General features: G+C 40.9%; 17 protein-coding genes. 4 read left to right on the forward strand and 13 right to left on the reverse strand.

Features of this window, described 5'->3' with window-relative positions; translation table 11 throughout:
* Nucleotides 1-13 precede the first annotated feature (13 nt).
* Complete coding sequence (locus tag AN389_RS06930; protein ID WP_055014603.1) at nucleotides 14-1,381, reverse strand: MFS transporter; 1,368 nt, start codon at nucleotides 1,379-1,381, stop codon at nucleotides 14-16.
* 163 nt (nucleotides 1,382-1,544) lie between these two features.
* Between AN389_RS06930 and uvrA the strand changes: the two genes are divergently transcribed.
* Nucleotides 1,545-4,364, forward strand: coding sequence for an excinuclease ABC subunit UvrA (gene uvrA, locus AN389_RS06935; protein ID WP_055019515.1), 2,820 nt, complete (start codon nucleotides 1,545-1,547; stop codon nucleotides 4,362-4,364).
* 85 nt (nucleotides 4,365-4,449) lie between these two features.
* Here the strand turns inward: uvrA and trpS are convergent, their stop codons facing one another.
* From trpS to rpe, 3 genes are read right to left on the reverse strand one after another with little or no spacing between them, the layout of a single operon-like run.
* The gene (gene trpS, locus AN389_RS06940) at nucleotides 4,450-5,454 is read right to left on the reverse strand and encodes a tryptophan--tRNA ligase (RefSeq protein WP_055019501.1); all 1,005 of its coding nucleotides are present in this window, start codon (nucleotides 5,452-5,454) and stop codon (nucleotides 4,450-4,452) included.
* Nucleotides 5,455-5,490: 36 nt separating this feature from the next.
* Nucleotides 5,491-6,156 carry a phosphoglycolate phosphatase gene (locus AN389_RS06945; protein WP_055014602.1) on the reverse strand — a complete coding sequence of 222 codons (666 nt, stop codon included), beginning with the start codon at nucleotides 6,154-6,156 and terminating at the stop codon, nucleotides 5,491-5,493.
* Entirely contained in the window at nucleotides 6,156-6,839 is a 684-nt protein-coding gene (gene rpe / locus AN389_RS06950) for a ribulose-phosphate 3-epimerase (RefSeq protein ID WP_055014601.1), read from the reverse strand. The genes AN389_RS06945 and rpe overlap by 1 nt, the downstream gene beginning before the upstream one ends.
* A gap of 213 nt (nucleotides 6,840-7,052) precedes the next feature.
* On the opposite strand from rpe, the gene AN389_RS06955 reads away from it, so the two are divergent.
* Together AN389_RS06955 and AN389_RS20155 are read left to right on the forward strand one after the other, a co-directional pair.
* A complete protein-coding gene (locus AN389_RS06955) occupies nucleotides 7,053-7,349 on the forward strand; it encodes a hypothetical protein (protein WP_055014600.1) in 297 nt (98 codons plus the stop codon).
* A 3-nt stretch (nucleotides 7,350-7,352) separates the two neighbouring features.
* Nucleotides 7,353-7,538 (forward strand): DUF2970 domain-containing protein, encoded by a 186-nt coding sequence (locus AN389_RS20155; protein ID WP_024032525.1) that lies wholly within the window; start codon nucleotides 7,353-7,355, stop codon nucleotides 7,536-7,538.
* Here the strand turns inward: AN389_RS20155 and AN389_RS06960 are convergent.
* The 9 genes from AN389_RS06960 to AN389_RS07000 all read right to left on the reverse strand — a co-directional run bounded on the left by AN389_RS06960 (nucleotide 7,486) and on the right by AN389_RS07000 (nucleotide 16,422).
* Nucleotides 7,486-8,352, reverse strand: coding sequence for a Dam family site-specific DNA-(adenine-N6)-methyltransferase (locus AN389_RS06960; RefSeq protein ID WP_055014599.1), 867 nt, complete (start codon nucleotides 8,350-8,352; stop codon nucleotides 7,486-7,488). The two genes, AN389_RS20155 and AN389_RS06960, sit on opposite strands and share 53 nt — an antisense overlap.
* Nucleotides 8,353-8,405: 53 nt before the next feature.
* Complete coding sequence (locus AN389_RS06965) at nucleotides 8,406-9,776, reverse strand: AAA family ATPase (RefSeq protein ID WP_055019502.1); 1,371 nt, start codon at nucleotides 9,774-9,776, stop codon at nucleotides 8,406-8,408.
* Nucleotides 9,776-10,846 (reverse strand): 3-dehydroquinate synthase, encoded by a 1,071-nt coding sequence (gene aroB, locus AN389_RS06970; RefSeq protein WP_055014597.1) that lies wholly within the window; start codon nucleotides 10,844-10,846, stop codon nucleotides 9,776-9,778. Before aroB ends, AN389_RS06965 begins: the two co-directional genes overlap by 1 nt.
* A gap of 28 nt (nucleotides 10,847-10,874) precedes the next feature.
* On the reverse strand, nucleotides 10,875-11,393 hold the full coding sequence (aroK, locus tag AN389_RS06975; protein WP_004589350.1) for a shikimate kinase AroK: 519 nt from the start codon (nucleotides 11,391-11,393) through the stop codon (nucleotides 10,875-10,877).
* Nucleotides 11,394-11,577: 184 nt separating this feature from the next.
* Complete coding sequence (locus AN389_RS06980; RefSeq protein ID WP_055019503.1) at nucleotides 11,578-13,668, reverse strand: type IV pilus secretin PilQ; 2,091 nt, start codon at nucleotides 13,666-13,668, stop codon at nucleotides 11,578-11,580.
* On the reverse strand, nucleotides 13,655-14,191 hold the full coding sequence (locus AN389_RS06985; protein WP_055017775.1) for a pilus assembly protein PilP: 537 nt from the start codon (nucleotides 14,189-14,191) through the stop codon (nucleotides 13,655-13,657). The genes AN389_RS06980 and AN389_RS06985 overlap by 14 nt, the downstream gene beginning before the upstream one ends.
* The gene (locus tag AN389_RS06990) at nucleotides 14,188-14,793 is read right to left on the reverse strand and encodes a type 4a pilus biogenesis protein PilO (protein ID WP_055017776.1); all 606 of its coding nucleotides are present in this window, start codon (nucleotides 14,791-14,793) and stop codon (nucleotides 14,188-14,190) included. Before AN389_RS06990 ends, AN389_RS06985 begins: the two co-directional genes overlap by 4 nt.
* Nucleotides 14,783-15,355, reverse strand: a complete 573-nt coding sequence (locus AN389_RS06995; RefSeq protein ID WP_055017777.1) for a PilN domain-containing protein — start codon at nucleotides 15,353-15,355, stop codon at nucleotides 14,783-14,785. Before AN389_RS06995 ends, AN389_RS06990 begins: the two co-directional genes overlap by 11 nt.
* The gene (locus AN389_RS07000) at nucleotides 15,343-16,422 is read right to left on the reverse strand and encodes a pilus assembly protein PilM (protein WP_055014592.1); all 1,080 of its coding nucleotides are present in this window, start codon (nucleotides 16,420-16,422) and stop codon (nucleotides 15,343-15,345) included. The genes AN389_RS06995 and AN389_RS07000 overlap by 13 nt, the downstream gene beginning before the upstream one ends.
* A 131-nt stretch (nucleotides 16,423-16,553) precedes the next feature.
* On the opposite strand from AN389_RS07000, the gene AN389_RS07005 reads away from it, so the two are divergent.
* A complete protein-coding gene (locus AN389_RS07005; RefSeq protein ID WP_055014591.1) occupies nucleotides 16,554-19,070 on the forward strand; it encodes a penicillin-binding protein 1A in 2,517 nt (838 codons plus the stop codon).
* The last annotated feature ends 39 nt before the right edge of the window (nucleotides 19,071-19,109 follow it).

Genomic DNA, 19,109 nt, shown 5'->3' on the forward strand with positions numbered 1-19,109 from the left:
TCTCCTATAAACGTTAGATTAAACCAGCTACTTTACGTGCTTGGTCTAGGTCGAATTCTTTATCATTAATCTTTAAATAGCTGCGGCTTTCGTCGCGTACTACTGTTGCTTCTATTACGCCAGGTAAAGCAACTAGCTGAGAAGCAAGTTCTTGAGCTTGCTCTTCAGAACTTAAATTGGTCATTAAACTAATAACTTTACTTTTCGGTGGGACTTGCATTTTCCACGCAATAATAAGCCATATTAACCCAACAAGTGCCGCTGCCGCAAACACAGCTTGTGTACTTGTTGTTTGTGCTACGTAACCCCCTAAAATACCACCTAAAAAAGCCCCTAAAAACTGGCTAGAGGAATACCCGCCCATCGCCGAACCTTTTTGGCTTGCAGGGGCTATACGCGATACAAGCGCAGGCATAGTCGCTTCCAAGAAATTAAATGCGACAAAATAAAGCAGCATACAAATGGCAATGCCAACCACACTATTTACCCAAATAGACATGGCAAACATACTGACCGAAAGCAGCGCAATTGAGCCAATAAAAGCCTGTTTTTCTTTTTCTTTTTTAATGGCAATAATCATCATTGGCACCATTAAAATAAACGCTAGCAGCAACACCGGAATATATAAATACCAGTGGTGGTTGGCAACTAAGCCGTCTTCTATTAGCTGGCTTGGTAGTACCACAAAAATAGTGGTGAGTGTTAAATGTAGCAGTAACACACCAGCATTTAAGCGCGATAATTGCGGATGCTTAATTAATTTTTTTATGTCGCTAAAGCTTGCCAAGGTATCGCCTTTAGGCGCTTTATTAACGGCATTAGGCACTAAAAATAAAATAATACCAATACCAAACACGGCAAGGATTGCTGTTAACCAAAATACCCCTGCTACGCCCCACGACGCTGCAACTATGGGCCCAAGTAACATAGCAAAGGCAAAGCTCATGCCTATGCTCATGCCAATTACAGCCATTACTTTAGGGCGTTGTTCGTCGCGGCTTAGATCGCTGGCAAAAGCAAGTAATGCACTGGCTATAGCGCCCATACCTTGTAGTGCTCGACCCAATGTAACCATTTGAATAGATTCAGCAAGGGCTGCAATAACAGAGCCCAACGCAAACACAACTAAGCCACCAACAATGACTTTTTTACGGCCTATTTTATCTGACAAACGCCCCATGGGTATTTGCAGTACTGCTTGGGTTAAACCATAAGCGCCAATTGCAAATCCTATCCACATAGGCGAAAACCCATCAAGCGATTGGCCATAAATAGCCAATACAGGCATCAGCATAAACAAGCCGAGCATTCTAAATGCAAACACACTCGCCAGCGATACTGCGGCGCGTTTTTCTCGTGAATTAAGTGAAGATGCGGTCATTATCTGCGTAATCTTACGATATGAAAAATTTAGGCTGGGATTCTACCACAAGCTTGGCAATAATTAATCGCCTATAAGTAAGGATTTTTTCGTTGATCATTGATTAATAATGTTTCGTATTATGCGATACTGGACAAATAATTTTGGTAATAAACGAGATAGCATGGAAAACATTGAAGTCCGAGGCGCCCGTACGCACAATTTAAAAGACATCAGCCTAACCATCCCACGTGATAAATTAATTGTTATCACAGGCCTATCTGGTTCGGGAAAATCATCACTGGCATTTGATACTTTATATGCAGAAGGACAGCGTCGTTATGTAGAGTCACTTTCTGCCTACGCAAGGCAATTTTTATCGTTAATGGAAAAGCCTGACGTTGATCATATTGAAGGCCTCTCTCCCGCCATTTCTATTGAGCAAAAATCTACATCGCACAACCCTCGCTCAACAGTGGGTACCATTACCGAAATATACGATTACTTGCGTTTAATGTTTGCCCGTGTGGGAGAGCCACGCTGCCCAACTCACGACTTACCCCTTGCAGCTCAAACAATTAGCCAAATGGTTGATACCGTTTTAGCACTGCCAGAGGGCACTAAGCTAATGCTTTTAGCCCCGGTAGTTAAAGACCGTAAAGGCGAGCATGTTAAATTACTAGAGCAGCTCTCAAGCCAAGGGTATATTCGTGCTCGTATAGATGGCGAAGTATGCGACTTATCCGATCCACCAACGCTTGAGCTTCATAAAAAACACACTATTGAAGTGGTTGTTGACCGCTTTAAAGTAAAAGATGGCCAGCAGCAGCGTTTAGCCGAATCATTTGAAACCGCACTAGAAATGTCTGGCGGTGTAGCAAATGTAGCCTACATGGACGACAGCACAATAGAAGAAATGCTGTTCTCGGCAAATTTTGCCTGCCCTACCTGTGGCTATGCAATGACCGAGTTAGAGCCACGTTTATTTTCGTTTAATAACCCTGCGGGGGCATGCCAAAGCTGTGATGGTTTAGGCGTACGCCAATATTTTGATCCTAACCGTGTGGTGCATAACCCCGAGCTAAGCTTGGCCGGTGGTGCTATTAAAGGCTGGGATAAACGCAGTTTTTATTATTTTCAAATGCTACAAGCGGTTGCCGATCACTATAATTTTGATTTAGATGTGCCATTTGAAAAACTTGCTAAAGAATCACAAAAAATTATTTTAGAAGGCTCAGGTAAAACAAAAATAGCCTTTAACTACCGTAACGACAGAGGCGATTTAATAACTCGTAACCACGAGTTTGAAGGCGTGTTAAATAACATGAACCGTCGCTATCGCGAGACGGAGTCAAACTCGGTACGTGAAGAGCTCGCTAAATATCAAACTAGCCAAGCGTGCCCTAGCTGTCATGGCTCACGTTTACGCCAAGAAGCACGCCACGTATTTATAGGTCAAACAAACCTGCCTGCTATTACTAATATGAGTATTGGCGAGGCAATGGACTTTTTTGAAGGGTTATCACTCACCGGTCAGAAAGCCCAAATAGCTGAAAAAATCCTGAAAGAAATTCGCGACCGTTTATCGTTTTTAATTAATGTAGGCCTTAACTACTTATCGCTTGAACGCAGTGCTGATACCCTCTCTGGTGGTGAAGCGCAGCGTATTCGTTTAGCCAGCCAAATTGGCGCGGGCCTTGTAGGTGTAATGTACGTACTGGATGAGCCATCAATTGGTTTACACCAGCGCGATAACGACCGTTTATTACAAACCTTGGTGCATTTACGCGACTTAGGTAACACCGTGATTGTGGTTGAGCATGATGAAGATGCCATTCGCGCAGCCGATCATATTATTGATATTGGCCCAGGCGCGGGTGTACACGGCGGGCATATTATTGCACAAGGTACACGAGACGATATTTTAGCGACCAAAGACTCGGTAACGGGCCAGTTTTTATCTGGCGTGCGTAAAATAGAAGTACCACAAGAACGTAACCCAACAGGCGACAAATGGCTTGAGCTGTTTGGCGCCACAGGTAATAACCTTAAAAATGTAGACTTAAAAATTCCATTTGGCTTATTAACCTGTATTACAGGGGTATCGGGCTCAGGTAAATCAACGCTCATTAACGATACACTTTTTAAGCTTGCGCATACTGAACTTAACGGTGCCACCACAGCGGAAGCCGCACCTTACAAGTCAATTAGTGGCCTTGATCATTTTGATAAAGTGATTGATATTGACCAAAGCCCGATTGGCCGTACACCGCGCTCAAACCCTGCAACCTACACAGGTATTTTTACCGGTATTCGTGAGTTATTTGCAGGGACACAAGAAGCCCGTTCACGTGGCTATAAAGTAGGTCGTTTTAGCTTTAACGTAAAAGGCGGGCGCTGTGAAGCTTGCCAAGGCGATGGCGTAATTAAAGTAGAAATGCACTTTTTACCTGATGTATATGTACCGTGTGATGTATGTAAGGGTGCGCGCTATAACCGCGAAACCTTAGAAGTACAATACAAAGGTAAAAACATTCACCAAGTACTCGAAATGACGGTTGAAGACGCGCACGACTATTTTGATAAAATACCCGCAATAGCCCGCAAGCTTAAAACCCTTATGGATGTTGGTTTATCGTATATTCGTTTGGGGCAAGCTGCTACCACGCTCTCTGGTGGTGAAGCTCAGCGTGTAAAACTGGCTCGTGAGCTATCTAAACGCGATACAGGTAAAACTCTTTACATACTTGATGAGCCAACAACCGGCCTTCACTTTGCCGATATTGAACAACTACTTGTTGTATTACATCGTCTGCGTGATCACGGTAATACCATAGTAGTTATTGAGCATAACTTAGATGTGGTTAAAACCGCAGACTGGGTGGTTGATTTAGGCCCTGAAGGCGGTGCTGGCGGCGGTGAAATACTCATTGCAGGCACACCTGAAGAGGTCGCTAAATGTGAGCGCTCGCATACTGGGCATTACCTAAAGCCATTACTTTAAGGTAGATAATAAAAAGTATTCATTAAAAGGAAAAAATGCCGCTAAATTTAGCGGCATTTTTATTTACTTATACTAGTAAAGCAATTTATGTACGAGGAATAAATCCGAGCGCATCGTATACCGATTTAAGTGTTTTTTCTGCACGTACACTGGCTTTTTCTGCCCCTGATTTCATGATGCTATCAAGTAGATTTTGATCTTCTCTGATCTCTTTAAAACGTGCTTGGATTGGCTCAATCATGCTAACAACTGCATCGGCTGTGTCTTTTTTCAAGTGGCCATACATTTTATCTTCGTACTCTGGCACTAAGTCTTCAATTGAGCGCTTAGTGGCTACGCTTAATAAAGTAAGTAAATTAGAAACGCCTGGTTTTTCAGTGCGGTCAAAGTAAATACGTGCTTGCTCGTCTGAATCGGTTACTGCTTTTTTAAGCTTTTTCTCAATCTTTTTAGGCTCATCTAATAGCATGATGTAGCCGTTAGGGTTTTCATCAGACTTAGACATTTTTTTAAGCGGATCTTGAAGGCTCATTACGCGTGCGCCAAATTCTGGGATATAAGGCTCAGGTAATTTAAATACATCACCGTATAAATTATTAAAGCGTGTAGCTATATCGCGCGTTAACTCTAAGTGCTGCTTTTGATCGTCCCCTACCGGTACTTGGTCTGCTTGGTATAATAAAATATCCGCTGCTTGCAATACTGGGTACGAAAATAAGCCGACGTTTACATTATTAGCATGTTTAGATGACTTATCTTTAAACTGAGTCATGCGGTTAAGCTCACCCATTTGCGCATAACAATTTAGCACCCATGCTAACTGCGCATGCTCTGGCACTTGTGACTGTAAAAATAAGGCTGATTTTTCAGGGTCTATGCCACACGCCGCGTACAAGGCTATACCATCTAATACTCGAGAGCGAAGAAGTTCAGGCTCTTGACGAACAGTAATCGCATGTAAATCAACAAGCATAAAGAAACTTTCGTGGTCTTCCTGTAGCTTTAGCCACTGGTTAATAGCGCCAACATAGTTGCCTATTGTCATACCACCGGTTGGCTGAATGCCACTTAAAACTACTGGTTTACTCATGATTTTCCTTTAGTGTTGTTTAGTTAATTAAAAATTTTAACGCTGTGTTAGTGTTGGTATTATATCTAAGAAGTTCTCGCATAGGTACTGTGGATTAAAGTCGCTTAGGTTTTCGCCTTGGTTATAACCATAATCCACCGCTATGACATCAATTTTAGCGGCATGTGCTGCCAATATATCGCTTTTTGAATCGCCAATCATAATAGCCTTACTCGGCTCAACATTCAGCTTTTTACATGCATACAGCAAAGGCGCTGGCGACGGCTTTTTAGCCATATCGTCTCCACACACGATTACTTCAAAGTGGCGCGTAAGGGAAAGCTTATCAAGTAGAATTTCGGTAAATATGCGCGCTTTGTTGGTAACGAGGGCTTTAGGCATACCACTGAGCGCATTAAGCCCTGTTTCTACATGTTGATATAACACGCTATATTCGCCCACTAGCTGCTCATAATGTTGATAGAATAAAGCAATGGCTTTTGCACTAAGCGCTTCATCTAAATGTTCGCTAATTTGCATATCACCACTGAGTGCACGCTTAACTAGGGTTTCAATACCATTGCCTATCCAGCTTTCAACCAAGCTTTGGCTAACAATAGGGAATGCTAAATCACTCAGTGTTAAATTTATTGCTAGGTATAAATCGTAAACGCTATCAACAAGTGTGCCGTCAAGGTCGAACAAAGCTACATCATATTTCATTACTTTACGTTTCCTAACTGCTCACGCATTTGATCAATAACCACTTTATAATCAGGCTCATTAAAAATAGCAGACCCTGCTACAAACATGTCGGCACCTGCTTGCGCTGCTGCGGCTATATTATCAACCTTAATACCGCCATCAACTTCTAAGCGAATATCACGACCCGACTCAACGATGCGCTGCTTAGCTTGGGCTAGTTTTTCAAGGGTGTGGGGGATAAAGCTTTGGCCGCCAAAACCTGGATTTACCGACATTAGTAAAATAGTGTCTAACTTATCAATAACGTGATCGAGATAGCTCAGGCTAGTGGCAGGATTAAATACTAAACCGGCCTTACAACCATGATCTTTAACAAGTTGTATGGTGCGGTCTATGTGCTCGCTCGCCTCAGGGTGAAAGGTAATTATTGATGCACCGGCCTCTGCGAACTGAGGGATTATACTATCTACAGGCTTTACCATTAGGTGTACATCGATAGGGGCCGTTACCCCGTAATTTCTAAGCGCTTTGCACACCATAGGGCCTATTGTGAGATTAGGCACGTAGTGATTATCCATGACATCAAAATGTACTACATCAGCACCTGCAGCGAGTACCTTATCTACATCTTCACCTAATTTTGCAAAGTCAGCTGACAAAATAGAAGGCGCTATTAAGTATTTTTGTTCAGGGTTTAGCATAGTAATCCGTCAATCAATAAAATATGCCTTAATGTACCGTAAATACTGGAGTTTCCCAAGTAATACACGGCAAATTGGGTATAACTAAAATAGCAATTTAAATACATAAGAATTTATTTATATAAAGCTTTAACTATCACAAGGAAATATTAGTTTGTTATTTATACAGCTTTTGTTATTATTAAAGGAGTAACTTACTTTTAGGCTAATATTATGCGTGCTTTTAAAACAGGGATCTTAATTGCGTCGGCATTGTTATTTATTGGGGCATTTAGTTTTGCGCCAAGTTCTGAGCAAGATTTAAGCTTAGTTAGTAACTGTCACCATCAGGCGAGTAGTAATAACACTCCAAGCGCCCTAACGTGTACGAAAGTAGAAGAAGATTCGTCGTGGTTTTCGTGGCTCACAGGCGATAGTCGCAGTGCGCAATTTCATTATTTAGATTTACTAGAGCTATTAACTAGCTCAGAAGACGCTAAAAATACGCCTTCAATAAAACCTCTATTTTAAATAATGCTGCACTTTATTAGCGCGTTGCAAAGTGTGCTAGCAGCATTTTTTGGTGTGCAATCAGAGCACAAACGCCAAGCCGACTTCCAACAACACTCCCCTCTTTTTATTATTGCTTTAGCTGTGCTGTTTTTCGTTATTTTTGTAGTGACAATTTATGCAGTGGTTGCTTGGGTGCTAAATACATAGCCATTAACTCGTCAACTTTATTGCGTGAGCCACCTTTAGGGCTGATAGTACGTTTTACCTGAATTTTACCAAGCGTAGCTTGGCTATAAATTTTTCGCGTCCACACGGTATCGTGGTTAGATATAAGCACTGGGGTATTGTTTTCAAACGCAGCTTGCTCGGCTAAGTTTGCTAAGTTTGCTTGATCGTCTAAATTAAACCCGCCTTTAGCATAAGAGGTAAACGACGCTGTTTTACTTAGCGGCACATAAGGCGGATCGCAATAAATAACCGCGTTGTTTGGCACAAGCTTAAACACATCATCGTAGCTTAGGCAGGTAAATGTGGCTTTTTGTGCTTTTTCGGCAAAAAAGTACATTTCTTTTTCTGGAAAATAAGGCTTTTTATACTTACCAAATGGCACGTTAAAAATGCCTTTAAGATTATACCTGCACAATCCATTGTAACCATGGCGATTCATGTATAAAAAGAGCATTGCGCGCTCATATACATCATTGCTTTTATTAAACTGTACACGGTATTCGTAGTAAGCGTCTGGATGGTTATTTAAATCAACAAACAGCTTTTTAGAGTCACTTATAAACTCATCAGGTGAGCGCTTGAGCTCTTTGTATAAGTTAATTAAGTCAGCATTTATGTCGTTAAGTAAATAGCGTTTAAAATTACTGTTTAAGAATACTGAGCCTGCACCTACAAACGGTTCTACCAAGGTTTCAGCATGTTTGCTGGCTTGAGATAATCGTGCATTAATATCTTCAACTAGGCTGTATTTACCGCCAGCCCATTTAAGGAAGGCTCTACTCTTTTGTTGCATTGGTTCTTAACTTCAATCTGCTGTAGCGCGATTTTACACTAAAGTGAGTCAGTTTACTGATCAAGTCGTGCAATTTCTTGTTTTATTTTGCTGATTTTTTTATAAAAAGGCTTGTTCTTTCTAAGCGTACTTGGCAAGGCAGACAACGCACTTTTAGCATCAGCGAGTGATACATAACTGCCAAGAGTAGCTACCCACCATACTTTATTGTTCCGCTTAGTTTTATATACCCTAGCCCGCTGGCTTAAACTATGTTGAATAATAAACTCACGAATGATTTTTTCCTGTGTCACAGCAAGCAGCTGCACAGTTGTATTATTATCTGGCTGAGCTAAATACCACGCGTTATCTGATACGTTATTTGAGGTTTTAGACTGTGGGCTTTCTTTATCGTCACTTTCAATTGGCTCAATAGCCTCAGGAGTGTTTGAGCTTTGTGGTAACGCCTCGCTTTGCTCACTTTGAGCGCTTTGTTGAGCCTGACGCGTTAGGCTTTGCATTATCGCCGGCACATCGTTTTTATGTGGCGCTTCACTCCCTTGTGATTTATCGCTGACCGGCTCTAAAGGCAAATCCGCTTTTGAAATATCAGCATTGTCATTACTGACTTCTTTATCCGCTCTTGGGATAGCGGTAATTTTAGAAGCAGGAATAGCGGTATCTATGTCTTGGCTTTGTTGATTTTGATAGTACGTTTGCCACCATTGGGTCATGTCATTTTTATAGAGCAGCCCAATAATTAGTAACATAATAATAATTAACAACGAGATTAAATGTATACGCCATGACACTGTATCTTTTTTTACAATATCAGCCACATGCTCCGTTGGCTGCCATGCTAATAATAAGCTGGGGTTGCCTTTTGCTTCATTTAAAAATGCGCTAAATACGGGGTCTTCATCGTACGGTAAATTAGGAAAATACCAGCTCATCAACTGTTTAGATTCTCTGGAAGATAAAGGCTCTAAGTAAATTTCAACGGCATTATTAATAGCCAGCTTTGATTGCGAGGCTAGCATAATATAAAGCGTTATAGGGCTATTTTTGGCAAGTAACTCTAACTCTTGTAATAACTCTTCAGATAAATGCCTTGCATTATCGAGCACCCATAAACAGGCCTCGCACGGCTGTTGTTCTAGCAGTTGGTAAAAGTTTTCACTTAACGATAAATCGTGGTCAATCAGCGGAGAGTTAAAGCTTTGCTCTAATATATCACTCATCAGTGATACATCATTTACACTGGCACTTACTTGTACAAATGCTTTATTAAAACTGTTGTATTTGTCGGTGATGAAGGTTTCGAGCATATAACTTTTGCCAAGGCCTGAGGTGCCTAGCAATACAATTAAGTTTTGCCCATATTCAAATTGCAGCGCGATTCTATCCACCAACGCCGCACGGCTTGGTAAAATTTGCGCCTGCATTATTGCTCGATTAACGCTCTAACGTGGTCATCTGATACGTCATCTACTAATGCGCATTGACCAAATTCTGTCGGTAAAATAAAACGGATAGTGCCCTTTTTATTTTTTTTGTCTTTGCGCATATGCATCAAAAACTGCTCAGCAGTCATTTCTGCTGGGATCTCAGTAGGCAAATTATAAAGCTTGAGTAGCGTTACAATTCTATCTACCTCATCTTGCGACAAATCACCGCGTGTATGGGCTAATTTAGCAGCCAGTACCATTCCGGTCGCAACAGCCTCACCATGCAGCCATACGCCATACCCCATTTGCGCTTCAATTGCGTGAGCAAAGGTATGCCCTAAATTGAGTAACGCACGAAGGCCATTTTCTTTTTCATCTTGTGCAACAATAAGCGCTTTAATTTCACAACATCTATAAATGATATGCTGCAAACTGGCTTCGTCTAATTGCTGTAGCTTTTCTGCATTTTGCTCAATAAAAGCAAAGAGCTCGGTATCGTAAATCAGACCATACTTGATAACTTCGGCCATGCCCGCTGCAAATTCACGCGCCGGTAATGTATGAAGTGATTCAGTATCAATAAAAACAGCTTGCGGCTGATAAAATGCCCCAATCATATTTTTACCCAGTGGGTGGTTTACAGCTGTTTTCCCCCCAACAGAGGAGTCAACTTGTGATAGTACCGTGGTAGGAATTTGAATAAACGGTACACCGCGTTGATAGCATGCAGCTACAAAGCCTGTTAAATCGCCAATAACACCGCCACCTAATGCTATTAAGCAGGTATCTCGACCGCAATTATTTTGCAATAAAAAAGCAGAAATTTTCTCAAACCATTCAAGTGATTTGTATTGCTCACCATCTGGAATGACAAAAGAAAGAGGGTCTAGCTCAGCTAACGAATCTAGCAGTCCTTGCAAATATAAAGGGGCAACTGTGTCGTTAGTGATAATGATAGGCCGACAATCACCAATGTGGTGAACAAGGCGGCCATTATCTTGAAGTGCAGATTGACCAATAAAAATAGGATAACTTCGCTCGTCCAAATTAACAGTTAATTCAAGCATGCTTTGTTATTTCCTTTATTATTGGTTTTTAAAAATCTAATTTCTCGATGATTTGGTTAGCAACAACTTTAGCGCTTTGCTCATCGGTGCGTACAACAAAATCAGCAACTTCTTTGTATAGTGGCTCGCGTTCTTCTGCTAAGCGCTCTAGTACATTACGAGGTGCTTCTTCAGTTTGCAGTAATGGGCGACGCTTGTCGCGTTGCGTGCGTGCAACTTGCTTTTCTATAGGTGTCTCTAGGTATACAACGATACCGCGAGCCGAAAGCTTGTTTCGAACTTCTTTACTCATTACTGACCCACCACCGGTTGCAAGTACAATACCTTGCATTTCGGTTAAGTCGCCAATAACAGATTCTTCACGAAGTCTAAAGCCTTCTTCACCCTCAAGATCAAACACCCAGGCAATATCTGCACCGGTACGGCGTTCGATTTCTTGATCAGAATCGACAAATTCAAGGTGTAATTGGTCAGCGATGTGACGACCAATCGTGCTTTTGCCAGCCCCCATGGGGCCAACTAGAAATATATTACGTTTCTCAGCCATATCTTTTAGTACAAACGAACTCTAAAATTTGAAATAAAACCCCGCCTAACGACCTGGCCCCAAAATTAAGGAGGGGATTATCTCAGTAATTGGCCGGGTATTTCAAGTCTATTACAATAAAAAGCCATATAACGAGCAATTATTATCAATAAACACTCGTTGGCGAACATAAAACCACTAAATTTTAGTCTATTTGTATTTTCGGTGTCACGAAAATAAGTAATTCACGTTTCTCATTAAACTCGCTGGTGCTCTTAAATAAGCGTCCAACATAGGGAATATCACCAAGTACAGGTACTTTATTTGTGGTATTAATTATTTGCTGCTGAAAAATACCACCCAGCACAACGGTTTGGCCGTTATCAACCAGCACTTGTGTTTCAATTTGTTGAGTGTCTATCGACACCGCTTCACCTGTTCCGGTTTGGACCGTTTCGCCACGAGTATCTTGTGTAATAACTAAGTCTAAAATAACTTTGTTGTCAGGCGTTATATGCGGTGTAACCTCAAGGCTCAATACCGCTTTTTTAAAGCTTACAGTAGTAGCACCACTTGAGGCTGATTCGGTATAGGGGATTTCAGTACCTTGCTCAATACGTGCTTTTTGCTGATTAGCCGCAGTAATGCGCGGGCTCGCAATAATCTCACCTTTATTTTCTTCCTCTAAAGCGCTTAGCTCTAGATCAATTAAGGTGCCATTCGCCAACTTTGCTATGTGTAAACCAATACTCGCCGCAGGGTTAGTAATAGGTAGGTTTACATTAAGACGGTCTGATAAGTCAGGAATAGTACCATTTGAGATAGACTCTGCACCTTCAAGCGAGCCTGAAATACCATCACTATCTTGTTGGTCGCTAAATCCCCAACGTACACCTAAATCTTCTGTGACGTTATCGCGTACCGTTACCATACGTGATTCAATAACAACTTGTTGCACTGGGATATCAAGTGTTTCAATCATACGACGGATACTTTCAATACTCTTCGCTGTATCTTTAATAAGTAAGGTATTGGTACGCTGGTCGACCGATACACTGCCACGAGCAGAAATGATACTGTTCGTGTCGGTTTTAAGTAAATCCGCAAAGTCTTCAGCTTTAGCATAGTTTAAACGAATATACTCACTGTAAAGCGGCTCTAAATCTTCGACCTTTTGTTTAGCTAGTAAATCTTTCGCTTCACGGGCGGCTAGCTCTTCAGCTGGCGCCACCATCAATATAGAGCCATCCATGCGCTTATCAAGGCCTTTAATACGCAGCACAACATCTAAAGCCTGATCCCATGGAACGCCATCTAAACGAAGCGTGATGTTGCCGGTTACTGAGTCACTCGTTACTAAGTTAAACTCGTTATAGCCCGCTATTATTTGCAGTACAGCTCTAACCGAAATATCTTGGAAGTTTAAGGTCATTGGACGACCTTGGTATTCTTTGCCCCCATCTAAATAAGCATTTTGCGTTTCATCTTTTTCAATCGTTAACGTTAAAATGTTATCTATTTGCTGGTAGGTAAAGGTAAAAGCAGCATTAGGCTCAATAACCACACGACTTAGGCTATCTTCTTTAAAGGTTTCAATGGTACTTACAACAGTGCCAAAATCTAATACATCTAGTTCATACAGTAAGTCGTCTAAAATATCTGTATGATGAAACTCTGCAATTATTTTTCCACCGCTTTCATGTACTTCTATTGCAGCTTGCGTGTCTTGCAAAAATACTAAAACTTTTGCTTCACCTTTTTCACCACGGCGAAAATCAATAGATTGAATCCGGTTAATATAAGCGCTTGAGGCATCATAACCATTGCTGCTTTCATCAGAAGCTTGTTCAGTAAGTGGGTTATCCGATACGCGCAACGACACTAAGTTATTATTAACTTGAGTTTCGTATATTTTTAAACGTTCCAAATTTACCGTAACTTTTAAGCCTTGCTCTGTCTGTACGCTGCTAACACTATTAATACCTGCGTGATCGACCGGTACATTTTCAAGGCCCTGCTCTAATTCAACACCATCAAACAGCATCTCTATACGCGCTGGTGTATTATGTACCTGAATTTTAGGTTGTTGTGTTAGCTCTTCGTCGAATACAAGTTGTAACTCGGTCTCGCCTTTAAGCAATGGGTTATAGCGTACATCATAAAGTAATGGCGCTGCACTAGCTGTTTTTGCAACAAAAAGAGCCAATATGACAAAAAACATCGTTTGAAAACGATGATGCCAAAGTACATCCTTATGCATGTGTGTTTCACCTTTTTTATTATTAATTTGCGCCATTATTTGCCGCCTCTAACATTTCCAATTTAGTCAGCCGCTCTTTCCAACAACCCGACCCATCAGGGATTAATTCAACTAATTCTACATAATCACTACTTACAGATTTAACCTTACCGTCGTATGTCCCTAAGTAGTTATTTACCGTTACCCTATGCAGCGTCTCATCTGCTGCGGTGATCAATGCCCACATTTGTCCGTTAGAGCCTAACGTCCCTTTCATAGATAGGTTATCGAGCGGGTATTTTTCTAGCGGCTCTCTCACTCTATCAGGGTCAGGGTGTAAACAATTTTTAATTTGCGTCAGTTTATTTTGAATAATTTCAGGCTGTGGTGCTACAAAAGGGCTTCGCAATTGCGATGCGTTATATTCAAAATGTTCAAACTGAGTTAATTCAGGTATTTCTTCAACTTTAGCCGTGGTACTGGCTTTAACTTGGTCAATAAACTCTTTTTGCTCAGACGTATCGTCATTACAACCTGCTAAAAATAAAATAGACAGCGATAATAAAGGGACTAATCTCACTTTTTAACCCCTTCTTCATAACGATATGTTTTTGCTACTACACTGAATGTTAGTTGCTTTTCCCCAGATGATACAATCGAAAAGTCATGTAAACTAACAATTCGTGGTAATTGGGCTACTTTTCCAACAAATTCACCGAACTCATGGTAAGTACCTATTACTTCAATTTTTATAGGGAGCTCTGTGTAAAACTCTTTTTCGACTTCCGGTAACCAACCTATTTTTAAAAATGTTAAACCGCTAGTAGTCCCTACATAAGATAAATCATCAAGTAGACCCGGTGTTTCATTTGATGTGGGTAGTCGCTTTAACAATTGAGAAAACTTATCTTCCATATCAACCATCTGCTGACGGTATATATCAAGTTTACTTGCTACAGCATATTTAGTTCTATAAGTGCTACGTAATTCCACTTCTTTTGCTACAGCACTGTGGTAGCTGTCTATTTCGTCAGATACCAATAAGCTGTAGCTAAAAAATAACACTAAACCGGCGACAAATAAGCAACTAATTGCTTTTACTGCAACAGGCCACTCACCAATATTGTCGAGCTCAATTTCATTCCAATCTATTTCATTTAGAGCTTTTAAATCAAGGTTCATCACTTACCTCACCAATTTCATCAAATGGTTTTACATAAAACTCCATATTAAAATCACTGAGTAACCGTGATGTCTGATCGCCCGCTACAATACCTTGCATGGTGGGTCTTTCTAATAAGTATGAGCCTTGCACCTGACGCAGCATCGTAGATAAGCGATTGTTTGATTCACTTCGACCAAGTACATGTATTTGGTTACCACGACGCTCAAGCTTAGTGAGATATACCCCTTGAGGAACAATTTTCGCCACCTCATCCATAATTTGAGTGCCTAAATTACGACTGCTTTGCAACTCTTCGATTAATCGCATACGTTGTTGTAAATTTTCTTTTCGTTTATCAAGATCTCGAATTTCACTAATTTTTTTATCAAGCATGCTTATTTCTGAACTGAGATAGTTATTTTTTAAGTTTTGGCCATCTTTTAAACCAGCATAAAAAGAACTAAGCAGGTACATACATGCAAAGCAACCAATTACTACCGCAACTATAATTGTGATGAACTTCTTTTTAGACTCTTCACGTTGCAACTCGCGCCAAGGCAGTAAATTTATATGTGGCATGATGAAAAGCTCCTTAATGCCAAACCAGTAGCAATTGCAAACTGTGTTCTATTTCGCTGCATAATATTTCGATCTACTTTTGGTGAAATTTCCATATTTGCAAACGGTTCAGCTACAACAGCATGAATACCCAGCTCTTCTATTAACAAACGATCGAGCCCTTCGATCATCGATGTGCCACCGGTTAGTACAATATAATCAACTTGATCTTTACCTGTGGTTGTTAAAAACATTTGTACCGCACGCCGCACTTGCTGCAATAATGATGTTTGAAACGGTGCAAGTACTTCAAAGGTATAGTTAGGGGGTAAATCACCTGTTGTTTTACCTATCTCAGCCTCATCAAAGCCCTTGTTGTAGTATGACACGATACTATTGGTGTATTGGTCACCACCAAACACTTGGTCGCGGGTGTAAATTGTTTCACCGGCTTGCACCACACTTACCAACATCAACACCGCGCCAATATCTACCACTGCAACACACTTATTAAAGGCGTCACTTGGAAGTTGCTGATAATACACATCCATCGCTCGGCTCAATGCATAGCTTTCAACATCAACCACTTTAGCGGTTAAGTTGGCAGCTTCAAGTGCACCTACACGCGCCTCAACGCTCTCGGTACGCGCAGCAGAGAGTAGTACATTCATTTTACTGGGATCGGCTTCATTAGTAGAAAGCTTTTCGAAATCTAAGCTCACTTCGTCGAGGGGATATGGGATTAAGCTGTCAGCCTCAATTTCAATTTGTGACTCTAATTCAGCGTCACTTAATGAAACATCCATAAAAATTACTTTAGTGATAACGGTTTGTCCTGATACAGCGACTGCCGCAGATTTTAGCGATTTTGGTAGTTTTCTTTTTAATTTTGTAATCACATTACCAATTGCTTCAATATCTTGAATTGAGCGCTCGCTCATCGCGCCTTTAGGCATAGGTTCAATTGCAAGTGCTTCTAGTCGAAATCCCGTTTCAATTTCACTTAAAAGCACTGCTTTGATAGAGTGCGATCCGATATCAATTCCGACCATCGCAGCTGATGGCTTTTGAAATAGTTGACTTAGCATGTTTGCAACTTGACCTTTGTTTTAATAATAAACAAGTTATAATTTTTTTAGTAAAAAATATTATTCATTTTTTAATCAATATATACTAGCAGTCTAAACTCGCAATTGGGAGTCCATTTAGGGAAATATAAGTGATTTTATTAAAACGAACATTACAATTTTTTATCATTTGCACGTTAATTGGTCTGATCACTTTAATCAGCCTTTATTATTACGTTAAACCTGATATCCCCAGTGTGCAAGTTTTAAAAGACGTGCAATTACAAACCCCTATGCAGGTCTTTACAAAAGATGGACTGTTAATCAATCAATTTGGTGAAAAACGCCGCATCCCTGTCACCATAGACGAAATTCCGCAACCTTTAATTGATGCCTTTTTAGCAACAGAAGATAACCGTTTCTATGACCATATAGGCATTGATCCCATAGGTATTGTTCGATCCGCTATTGTCTTAATTTCAACAGGTGAAAAAAAACAAGGCGCGAGTACAATCACCATGCAGCTCGCTCGTAACTTTTTCTTAACACGAGAAAAGGCATATATTCGTAAAGTTAAAGAGATTTTTATAGCGCTACATATTGAAAGTGTATTAACAAAAGACGAAATTCTTGAGCTTTACCTTAATAAAATAGAACTAGGTAATCGTGCATTTGGTATTGGTGCAGCTGCTCAAGTTTATTACGGTAAAGAGCTAAAAGACCTCACTCTTGCACAAATGGCAATGATTGCAGGTTTACCTAAAGCGCCCTCTGCGCTTAACCCTATTCGTAACCCCATAAGAGCTAAAGCACGTCGTAATGTAGTGCTTGGTCGCTTACTTACAGAAAACTATATAACACAACAACAATACAACGAAGCAACCAGCCAACCTATCACCGCGTATTTTCACGGAGCCGAGATAGACCTGTACGCGCCTTACATCTCTGAAATGGTTCGTGCAGAGATGGTTAAGCGTTACGGTGTAGATAAAGCATATAATTCTGGTTTTAAAATATTTACCTCTGTAGAGTCTAAAGTACAAAAGGCTGCGCAAACGGCTTTAGTAAATAATTTACATAACTACGATATGCGCCATGGCTTTCGTGGGCCTGTAGACGTGCTATGGGACCCAGAAACACAACCAGCCTTAGGTGAGCAACAAATCCTAGAAAAGCTAAAACCAGTTAAAGAAATTGCTGATTTGCACGCTGCGGTGGTATTAAACGTATCTGAAAAAACCGCTGACGTTATTTTAAAAAATGGCCAATACACCACACTTAATTGGGATAATTTAAAATGGGCGCGCAAATATATTACTCGCTACCGTCAAAGTTTTGCTCCTAAAGCCGCTACTGACATTCTTACCCCAGGCATGCAAATATGGCTGCGTAAAAATAACGACGACAGTTACCTGCTAAGCCAAATACCTGAAGCGGCCAGTGCACTTGTTTCACTCGACCCACAAGATGGTCGTATTAAAGCCATAGTGGGCGGTTACAGTTTTGAACAAAGCCAATACAATCGAGCGGTACAAGCTAAACGTCAAGTTGGCTCTAATATCAAACCCTTTATTTATTCTGCTGCGCTTGAAAATGGCTATACATTGGCCTCTATTTTAAACGATGCGCCAATAAACCAATGGGATAAAAGTTTAGGTGTAGCGTGGCGGCCAAAAAACAGCCCTGCGGTTTATAATGGCCCTATACGTATTCGCCGTGCACTAGCACAATCTAAAAATGTTATTTCTGTGCGTTTGCTGCGCGGTGTAGGGCTGCAGCGCACGGCCGATCACTTACTTAAGTTTGGCTTTAAAGATGAGGACATTAACCGCAGTGAATCCTTAGCATTAGGGAGTGCATCAATCACGCCATTAGAGCTTGCTCGCGGCATGAGCACATTTGCTAATGGTGGCCACTTAATTGAACCTTACTTTATATCTGAAATTCAAGATGCCTATGGTAATGTACTATTTAAAGCATCCCCTGCTCTTGCTTGCGATGAAGACGAGCTATTACCCGTCTCTCAAGCAACGGATAGCTTTGCCAACAATAACCTAGATACCGATACAGCAGATGAGCAAGCCATACAACCACGTTGTGCACCGCGTGTTATATCAAAGCAAAATGCTTTTTTAATTGCTGAGGCAATGCACAGCGCTGTATGGGGTGGCGGTAGTTGGACACATAAAACAGGCTGGAGCGGGACTGGTTGGCGTGCGCAAGCATTAGATAGGCGCGATCTATCGGGTAAAACAGGCACAACGAATGACTCTGTTGATACTTGGTTTAGCGGCTTTAACCGCAATGTAGCAACGTCTGTATGGGTGGGTTTTGACAACCCAGGAAACTCGTTAGGACGCTCAACCTATAATAACAACCTAGATAGTAGCCAGATCTCTGGTGCTGAATCAGGTGCTAAAACGGCACAACCAGCTTGGATTGATTTTATGAAAGTGGCCCTTGAGGGCACACCAGAAGCGCCAATAGAGCCCCCTGAAGGACTCGTTTCAATTCGTATCGATTTAAAAACAGGTTTGTTAAGTCATAAAAACGACTACACCAGTCGCTTTGAATATTTTGAAAAAGGCACAGCCCCAACAAAATATGTACTGTCTCAGCCAACTGATATTTTTGAAGAAGATACAAAAACAGAAGAAGAGTTATTCTAAAAATCAAAAATGGCAGCTTATACCAATCCACATAATTAA

It is taken from the genome of Pseudoalteromonas sp. P1-7a (assembly GCF_001401855.1).
Classification (GTDB): Bacteria; Pseudomonadota; Gammaproteobacteria; order Enterobacterales; family Alteromonadaceae; genus Pseudoalteromonas.